Below are 9,371 nucleotides of genomic sequence, written 5' to 3' on the forward strand. Positions count from 1 at the left end.
GATAGCGGTATCATCGGAAACCAGTTGTAAGGTGAAGTTAAAAGGCTGGGATAGGGTTTCTGTGCCGGAAAAACTTAAGGGTACTAGTTGGTCTTCTGGTAGTAAATCCGATTGTAGGAAACGTTGGGTTTGGGTTAGCCAGGACATGGTAAACTTTCCTTTGAGATTTTAATTCTAGAGTGGTGTTAAATAGTCGTCGCATAAAATATTGTTTATTCAAAATAGAAATAAAAAGTAAATTTATTTTAAATTTAACAAAGCATGCATGCATATTAAATTAATAAATGCATTAAATCATGGAATTTAATTGGTTGCAATACAATGTTTTGAACTTTTTGTTCTGGTTGAAATGAAGGATTTATGGATTATGATAATTTTCAGAATAGTGTTATGGTGATGCAAAGAAAACTCCAGTTAAGGAGGAGGGGGTGTTTTCAGCTTTTTGTGGCTATCAGATGGTGGGTTTTCTAAGTGTTGAAGGCATATCGGTTATGCTGTCCCATGCCATAAAGTTAAACTGTGCTAACATGAGGCTAGTCTATGAATTCTAAAGCATTTAGTTATCCAATCATTATTAAAGAAAGTAATCTAGATACCTTCGGTCATGTGAATAATGCTGCTTATCTCACTTTATTTGAAGATGCGCGTTGGGATTTAATAACACAAAATGGTTACGGGTTGAATAAAATTAAAGAAACAGGGTTGGGTCCGGTGGTTTTAGAAATGAAACTACGTTTTGTAAAGGAAATCCGATTAAGAGAAGCGATTGTTATAGAGACACAAATGCTTTCTTATGAGCAAAAGATTGGTAGATTAATGCAGACTATGTTGCGGGCGGGGGAAGTTTGTTGTTCGGCGGAAATGTTGATTGGGTTATTTGATTTGGAACAACGCAAATTGGTGCTGCCTACGGATGAGTGGTTGAAGGCTATTGGGTTATAAAATAGTTTCCAACTTAGCAAAAAAAAATCTGTACCTGAGACAAATTTAAGCGATTATTTCCATGTCAAGAGCTGTGAGCCTTTGAGTATGTTCAAGGGATTCTAGATGGAAAAGATAATTTGAGGATGCAATTTATAGCTATAAGAATTTAGTAATCGATAATTTCACCGGTATAGCTATAAAAACTACCACTATTATTTATACTCATCTTTTCCAATAGCTTTCTTATGCTGGTGATGCTTTCTTCTGGGAAGAGGGTTGCTTCCTCCCCTCCCATATCTGTTTTAACCCAACCTGGATGTATGGAAATAACGCTTATTCCTTGAGGCATAAGGCTTACAGTCAAACTCTTGGTGACATAATTCAATGCTGCTTTACTCGATCCATAAAATAAATACTTAGGGTCCGAAACTGAACTGATACTACCGAGGTTACTAGAAATATTTACAATGAGCTTATGTTGACTTAGAGCAATCAGTGGAGCAAAGGCTTTAGCCATAACCACAGGAGAAATAGTATTTATTTGGAAGCTTTCTAACCAGGATGCGCGATTTAATTTCTGAGAATTAGGATGATAAGTTTTTAGAATTCCAGCATTATTCACAAGAATATCAATTGGTTGATTATGTAATTGCGACGACAAATTGAAAATATCCTGATCGAGACTAACATCTAGCTTAAATATTTGAAGTTGGGGAACTGATAAAGATTTAAGCTCGCGTGCATCACCAGGCGAGCGACAACAGGCAAATACCCGCCAGCCAGTTTCTAAATACTGTCTGACCATTTCCAACCCTAATCCTCGGTTTGCACCTGTAATTAAAATCGTTTTCATCACTATTCTTCATAATGTATGTGTTCTAGGTTCGAAACCTAACGGATATTTCAAGCCACGACTTTTACTTATGTCTTTTTCATGGCTTGATATGCCTGGAAAAAAGCTTGAATCTCTAGGTCTAGCTTTTCATATAAAGGAACTATTTGTTCATGTTCATTTTTTACAAAAGCTGTTTCTAAATTTTTCGCTGCAGCGCGCAAGCGTGGTACACCACAAAAGCAAGTGCTGCCATATAGACGATGCACATTATATTGAAGCCTTTGCCAATCTTGCTGTAAAAAAGCTGCGGCTAAACTTGGTTGTTCTTCAGATAAAGATTTAGCGAATAAATCTAGCATATTAATAGCTTCCGCATGATTCTTATTAAGGACTTTAGCGCCATCATCTAAATCAATAACGGAAGACTCTCTTATTTCTAGAGATGTATCATCAGAATTAAATTTTGTTGTCATTTCATTTGGTTTTTTGGATAAATACTTCTTATGCAGATAACGTTTAAATAAGTAGTATCCTTGTGGCTTTGTTAACGGTTTGGTAATTACTGCATTCATTCCTGAGGCTAAACATAGGTCTTTGCTACTGGCATCCATATGTGCGGTCAATGCGATAATGGGCGTTGTATAATTTGGTAAATCCGGCTGCGCACGGATTTTGCTACTCACCTTACAACCATCAATATCAGGGAGCCCTATGTCCATAAAAATAATATCATAACTTTTGCGCGCTGCCATTTGCAAAGCTTCTTGGCCATTTGTAGCAATATCTACAAAACAGCCAATTTCATTTAAGGTTAAAGCAGAAACCTTTTGAATCAGTGGATTATCTTCGACTAAAAGACCGTGAACATCTGCATTTTTCTGTATCAGAGTTTGTTTAATTTCGAGTTGCTGAGGTTCAACAAGTACATTTTCAACGATTGATTCTTCTAATAATTTTTCAGTAAATTCATTTTCGGCAATAAGTTCTTGTTCAGTTAATTTATCGATAGCGTCTAATTTAACATGGACAGTAAATGTGGAACCTTGGCCAGGCTCACTGTCTACGTCAATAATTCCACCTAATTGTTCTACAAATTGTTTTGTTATATGCAAACCCAAGCCGCTTCCTTTATAAACTCCCTCATATGAAGGATTTAAACGTGTGAAGCTTTCAAAAATATATTGTTGGTATTTTTTAGGTATTCCTATCCCAGTATCAATGACACTAAATTTAATAGCTCTCTTTTTTGAATTTGAAGGTTTATTTAATTTGTCTGGTTCAATATTAATTCTAATATAGCCTTTTTGTGTAAACTTCAAAGCATTGCTAACGAGATTAAGAATAATTCTATTGAGATACATACGATTGCCTTTAAACAAAGTCGGGAGATCATCAGAGTAATTGAGATCAATTTTCAATCCTTTCTTTTTAATTGAAGGTTGAAATGTAGTAACAATGTTAGAGAATAGTTTTTTCAAATTAAAAGCAACGAGTTGTTGGCGAACCTTACCGGTTTCTAATTGCGCTAAACTAATAACTTCATTGAGCAAATTAAGTAAATCACTACTCGCATGGACTATAGAGTTGGCTTCTGCTTTCATTTTTTCTGGTAAAGTTTTGGCCAAAAGCATAGCAATGCCTTGAATTCCAACTAATGGTGTGCGAATATCATGACTGATGTTAGCTAAAAATTGTGTTTTTGCGATATTGGCAGCTTCTGCTTTTTCTTTAGCAACTTGTAATGCTTCTTCCATTTCTTTTCGTGCAGTAATATCTGTAGTAATTCCTAGCACACCAATAACCCGTTTATTATTATCAAATAAAGGAACTTTATTTGATATGGCTGTTATAATTTTGTTTCCAGAAACAACAATTTCTTCTTCAATATTGAGTTGTGGTTTTTTAGTATTTAGCACCTCTTGGTCAATTTTTGTATACAGACTTGCACGGTCTTTCCATATAAGTTCAGAATCACTCTTCCCAACTACGTCATGTCTAGATTTTAAGCCGGCTAATTTTGCAAATTCATCATTACATCCTTGATAAATACTATTTTTATCCTTCCAATAGAAAAGATGAGGAGTGTATCTTATTATATTATCAAGTTGCATCGCTTCAAATTCTTTTTGGCTAAAATCGGCTGCTTGTTTGCCAATTAATAGTAATTGCTTTTTCTGATCGAAAGATTCCTCAATCGGAATTATATGCCAGCACATCTGAAGTTTTTTTCCATCAGATATAACTTGAATCATTTTTTTAATGGCCTTAATTGGATAAGATTTAATAAATGGATTAATACCTCCTTTTTTGCAAAGGGACGCTATGCTTTTGTTTAGTATCTGATTTTTCTTCCAGTGAAAAGTTTTTAAGGCTGTAGGGTTAATGTCGATAATATGTAAATCTTCAGAGAGAATAATAATCAAATTATCCGAATATTGTAGAACTTGTTCATAAATGCTGGGACAATTAATTTGTGGAATACTTTTTTGCATATATTCTTTTAAAAATTAATGTTTTAGGGCGATTAAATTGTCAATGCGTTGGGCGATCATTGCAATTGAGGGATCGGATAACAAACTGTATGGTGGTATTTCAACAGAAAATACATCGTGCAATTTAGACACAATTTGCATTGCCAATAACGAATTACCGCCGATTGATATAATGCTATGGTTGACCCCAATAGGTGTATTAAAAAAATTCTGTAAAATATTGACTAATGTCTTTTCGGTTTTTGTTTCAGGTTCTACGAGCTTATTAGAAGAAAAAGTTAATATTTTTTCAGTTTTTAATAAAGATTGACGATCAACTTTTCCACTAGGGGTTAAGGGTATGTTTTCTAAAACATGAAATAACGAGGGGATCATATACGTAGGTAAATGGTCTCTTAAATAATGACGAATGTCCTCAATAAAACTTTCTCCAGGATGTTTTTCTTTTGGAATAATAAAAGCAATTAATTGTTTATCTGAAAAGGGGTTTTCTTTTATAGTAATTACGGCTTCTTTAATTAAAGGACACTGAATAAGCTGTGATTCTATTTCTTGAAGTTCGATTCTAAAGCCATGAACTTTTACTTGATCGTCTATTCTACCTAAAAAAGCAATATTGCCATCAGGTAAATACTTACCTAAATCGCCGGTGCGGTATAATTTATCTTCCGGGTTATCACTGAAAGGATTTTGAATAAACTTTTTCTCAGTTAAATTGTTATCATTAATATATCCTTTCCCCAAACCGAGGCCACCTATATATATTTCACCCACCACATCAATAGGAACTAATTGCTTATTATTGTCCAATATAAAAATGTCCGAATTAGCAATAGGTTTGCCAATATGAGGATAAATGGGCCAGGTGTCGGGATCCTTGGGTAGTTCCCAAGCGGTAACAACATGAGTTTCTGAGGGGCCGTAGTAGTTTCTTAATCTACATTTAGGTAGTTGTTTAAAAAAAGCTGTCATTTCAGGAGTTATTACTAATTGTTCTCCAGCAGTAATTATTTCTTTCAGGGTTTTAAAATATTCTGGTTTAGGGTTAACTTCGGACATTTTTTTGAGAAAGGCCACAGAAGTTATTAAGTGTTCCACTGAATATTCTTTGATAATGCTGCTTAAGCTAAATAAATCCGTGCGATCTTTTTCCGAGATTAGTATCGAATTTCCTCCTGAACAAAGAGCAGAAAATATTTCCATGAAACTCATATCAAAACTTAGGCTGGTAAATTGTAGGATACTATGTTTTCCAGGTATTTGCCTCATATGCCAGGAAAGTAAATTTACTAGAGATTTATGTGTTTGCATGACTCCTTTGGGTTTTCCGGTCGAACCTGAAGTATAAATGACATATACTAGATCAGAAGGTTTATTATTTTTAATTGGATTAGTAATTAGTTCTTGAGAAAGTAAATCAGCTGCATCATCTAATGGAATGGCTTCTTTGCATGCAAAGGGTAAATCTTGCATTAATTTCTTTTGGGTTAAAATAATTTCAGCTTTTGAGTCCTCAAACATAAATCGTAAACGTTTAAGAGGATAATTATAATCTAATGGTAGATAGGCTCCTCCGGCCTTTAATATTCCTAATAATCCCACAACTAGCTCTAAGGAACGTTCCATATAAATAGCTACTAATTTGTTGGGGCCAATGCCTTTTCTTCGCAAATAATGTGCTAACTGATTGGCTTGATTATTAAGCTCCTTGTAGGTTAGCTGTCTATTGTAACAGATTGTTGCTATTGCATCGGGTGTGTGGATTGCCTGGTTTTCAAATAACTCATGAATACATAAATTGAAGTGGTTTTTTCTTTTAGATTTCGATGATGTTAGTATTTGTTGTTTAATGTTTGAATTTGGCAAATTCAGTTTTTGTTCATTTCCTTCTATTTTGGCATTAGATTTATTTAAAAGACTTGAAGTAGAATCTGGAAAAGACAGGGTAATATTTTTAGATTCACATTTTAATAATTCGTCGAGAGAAGTATCATCAAGTATGCGGGATTGGTCTATATCGCCTATTGTTTCGACATAATTTGTAATTAAATTTTTAAGTTCACAGGATGAAAGTAAACTTGCTTCAGCCGGAGAAATCCGTTTTGCTTTTTGAATGGCTTCATTAAATTTATTTTGCACCCATTCAAATGCTCTTTTGCTTTCGGTTGAATGGTTTTTTTCTAGCTTATAAGCCGTAGCACCAAGCAATAAGCCATAAGAAACAATTTCGCCGGCTAAAGCTTGTAACCAGTAATCTGCAGCAAGCGGCTTAGTAAATAATTTTAATTTATGTAGTTGAACATGCTGTTGTGCTTGCTGAATAGCAAGTTTTATTTCATCAAAAAGATTCTTTTGTCTTAAGTGTTGGTCAAAAAAATGTTCCAATGAAAGATTGGGCGTAAGTATTTTTGAGCCAATATACATATTTAACGCTTCAGTCGGACCTTCAAATATTCTAAATGTACGTGCATCACGAAAAATTTGCGAAGCTATGTTATTTTCTTCATAGCCCCTAGCGCCTAATGTTTGAATTAATATATCAGCTGCCCATCCGAGGTATTCTGAGGCTAGTACTTTAGAAACTACAAACGCTTCTTCGGGCACTTGAGTTGAGTCCACATCATATAGCTCAGCGGTTATTTGAATTAAATTTTCAATTGCATTGGTTAGAGTTGTTAATTCACTCAAACGAACCAAGGTAACGGGATTTTCTAATAGCTGTCCTGTGGCAATATTTCGTTGTTCTGCATAACGAAACATCAATTGCGCACAACGTTTTAGGACGCCTACATTTGCGGCGGCCAGACATAGGCGTGTGTACATCATATTATCCTGGGCAATTTCCATGCCTTCTCCTTGGCTCCCAAGTAATTGTTCAGAAGTTACTTGAGCATTTTGTAGATGAACCGCATTTTTAGCAAAACCTCGAACTCCCATGGTGGGGGAATCCAATCCTATATGTAATCCCTGCGTTTCTCTAGGAATAAGAAATGCACTCATCCCCAACCACTTATTTTGAGTATCCACTTGGTTAACATACACAGCGATCGCGCTAGCTGATGGCGATAAACCTACCCAGCGCTTATGACCATTTATCAGCCAACTATTTTGACCATTGGGGGTAGCTGTTGCTTGCATTGCGCGGGGATTAGAGCCTGCCGCAGGTTCAGTCATCGCGCCAGAAATTAAAATGCGTCCCGAGGCTAATTGTGGTAGGTATTTAAGCTGTAAGTTTTTTGGAGCATATTTTTCAATAGTGTGGGCAGCTTGTATACTTTCAGCCAGAACAGTGGCCAGTGTTAGATCAATTGCTGCAACCTGCTGCATTACACGCAAAATATCTTGAGTTTTTAAACCCAGTCCACCATATTTATGCGATATATGCATTCCAAAAAAACCTTTATTTCCCAAATCCAGAAAAATATGAGGAGGAAAACAGCGGCGTTCATTGGCAAGGCGTGAATCGATATGCAAAAAAGCATAGTTACGTATCCAAGCAATTAGTTCATTTGCGGATGTTTGACTATCAGTCTCAGGTTTCATATTTAAACTCTAAATTTTAAAGATTATTGTTTCTCTCCTTTCTAAAATCCATTTACACTCCGCTTTTTCCATAAAACGATAGATAAGGACAGGGTTGAGCTCTACCTTATTATACGTAGTATGTTGCTACGGCCCATTAGGATGCTGTTTGTAATTCTTTACATAAAATCTAAAGCTAATTTCATATAAAATTTTAACACAGTATTAGGTGAGCGACAATTTTTCTTATTACTAATTGTCTTATTACTAATTTGTAATTCAGATAGTAGAAAAAACGGTCAGTAGAACTCTTTGGGTAATTTTTCGTCAATTTCCAGGAATTCAGTATCAGAAAGGCTAGGAATGGGGGTAGGTGATTGCGCTTGGGTGGATTGGGATAATCAACTGTAATGGATAAAAATAATATTATGAGTAATGCATTTACTCAAATGGGCACTTTATTGTAAATATAAAACTGTCGTTTTTGTAATTTTATTGATTTATAATTATCATGGAAGAAGAATTTTTTAATCAGTTTATTTCGCGATTAGGTTGAAATGCTGGTTAATTGCTTTGTTAATGCAATAATTATTAAAGAGATAACAGCGATGCAAAAAACTCAAAATGTTGCTGCTTCAGAAATAGGAGAAAGTGGCCTAGAAATTATTTCTTTGAAAAAATCAGAAGCAAGCTACAAACTTGCATGGGAAATAATCATTGAACTTATGGCCTCATTGCCGGAGGTGCGTGCAGAAATTGAAATATCTTATAATGCTCGTGATTGGGAAAAGTTGACCCATCAAGTTCATAAATTGCATGGCGGCTTATGCTATACGAATACTCCTGATATGTTGCAGGCGACACGCAATTTGGAAATCATCTTAAAGGCTCATGATTATAATAAGTCAAAAACTGTTTATAAAAAATTTATTACAGCTATGGATGCTTTGGAAAAACTTTATTATTCCATTCAAAAGTAGATGTAAATTTTATTTTGTTGCTAAAGTTCGACTAGATATTTAATGGCTACTTGAATCATTTGTCGACTATAATGCTCTAACAAAAATAGGTGATTTATCGATCATGAAAAAATTATTATGAACAAAATTATACTTCCTGAAAATCATTTTTCATTGGTTTCAACAACTGATATCGCTAATATATGTCAAACACTTTTTAATAATACACCAATCGCTTATTTCTGTTGGTTTAAGATCTTTGATAATGGTAATTCACAATTGTTGGTCAGCAACCCTTAAGTGACCCCCTTGTCTAGACCACTGCCTAAGAAATTTTTAGGAGACTCTAGTCTTTAAAAAATTAATTAACAAATAGTTGTTATTGTGCCTGTGGGTATGTGGGCGATAAGCTCGTGAGTGTGGTCAAACTCTGAATAACATCTTTTCGGTATTCAGGGTTTGTCCACACGTCCCGAAGGGCGCGAGCTGGTGCGAAGCATCGAGTAAGCCAGTCGCATTACTGCTGCTGGCTCCTCTAAGAACGCAGCATGCGACTTTCACCGCACTACGCTCAAGCATTTTTAAGACTAAATGTGATTTAGTCCGGTCACCTCATCTGGTAGCCACTATGTCCCGAAT

General features: G+C 35.1%; 5 protein-coding genes. 2 read left to right on the forward strand and 3 right to left on the reverse strand.

The features are described 5' to 3' along the window. The first annotated feature begins 540 nt into the window (after nt 1-540). Nucleotides 541-942 (forward strand): acyl-CoA thioesterase, encoded by a 402-nt coding sequence (locus VG895_00440; protein ID HWA51510.1) that lies wholly within the window; start codon nt 541-543, stop codon nt 940-942. A 148-nt stretch (nt 943-1,090) separates the two neighbouring features. On the opposite strand, the gene VG895_00445 is transcribed toward VG895_00440, so the two are convergent. From VG895_00445 to VG895_00455, 3 genes are all read right to left on the reverse strand, one after another. Continuing rightward, on the reverse strand, nt 1,091-1,777 hold the full coding sequence (locus tag VG895_00445; GenBank protein ID HWA51511.1) for an SDR family oxidoreductase: 687 nt from the start codon (nt 1,775-1,777) through the stop codon (nt 1,091-1,093). 68 nt (nt 1,778-1,845) lie between these two features. After that, nucleotides 1,846-4,251, reverse strand: a complete 2,406-nt coding sequence (locus VG895_00450) for an ATP-binding protein (protein HWA51512.1) — start codon at nt 4,249-4,251, stop codon at nt 1,846-1,848. A 15-nt stretch (nt 4,252-4,266) separates the two neighbouring features. Further along, nucleotides 4,267-7,794 (reverse strand): amino acid adenylation domain-containing protein, encoded by a 3,528-nt coding sequence (locus tag VG895_00455; GenBank protein HWA51513.1) that lies wholly within the window; start codon nt 7,792-7,794, stop codon nt 4,267-4,269. Between the two features lie 587 nt (nt 7,795-8,381). Here VG895_00455 and VG895_00460 point away from each other — a divergent pair. Then, entirely contained in the window at nt 8,382-8,753 is a 372-nt protein-coding gene (locus VG895_00460; GenBank protein ID HWA51514.1) for an Hpt domain-containing protein, read from the forward strand. Nucleotides 8,754-9,371: the final 618 nt, after the last annotated feature.

The sequence above is a fragment of the Patescibacteria group bacterium genome (genome assembly GCA_035549555.1).
Classification (GTDB): domain Bacteria; phylum Patescibacteriota; class Microgenomatia; order UBA8517; family UBA8517; genus Co84-156.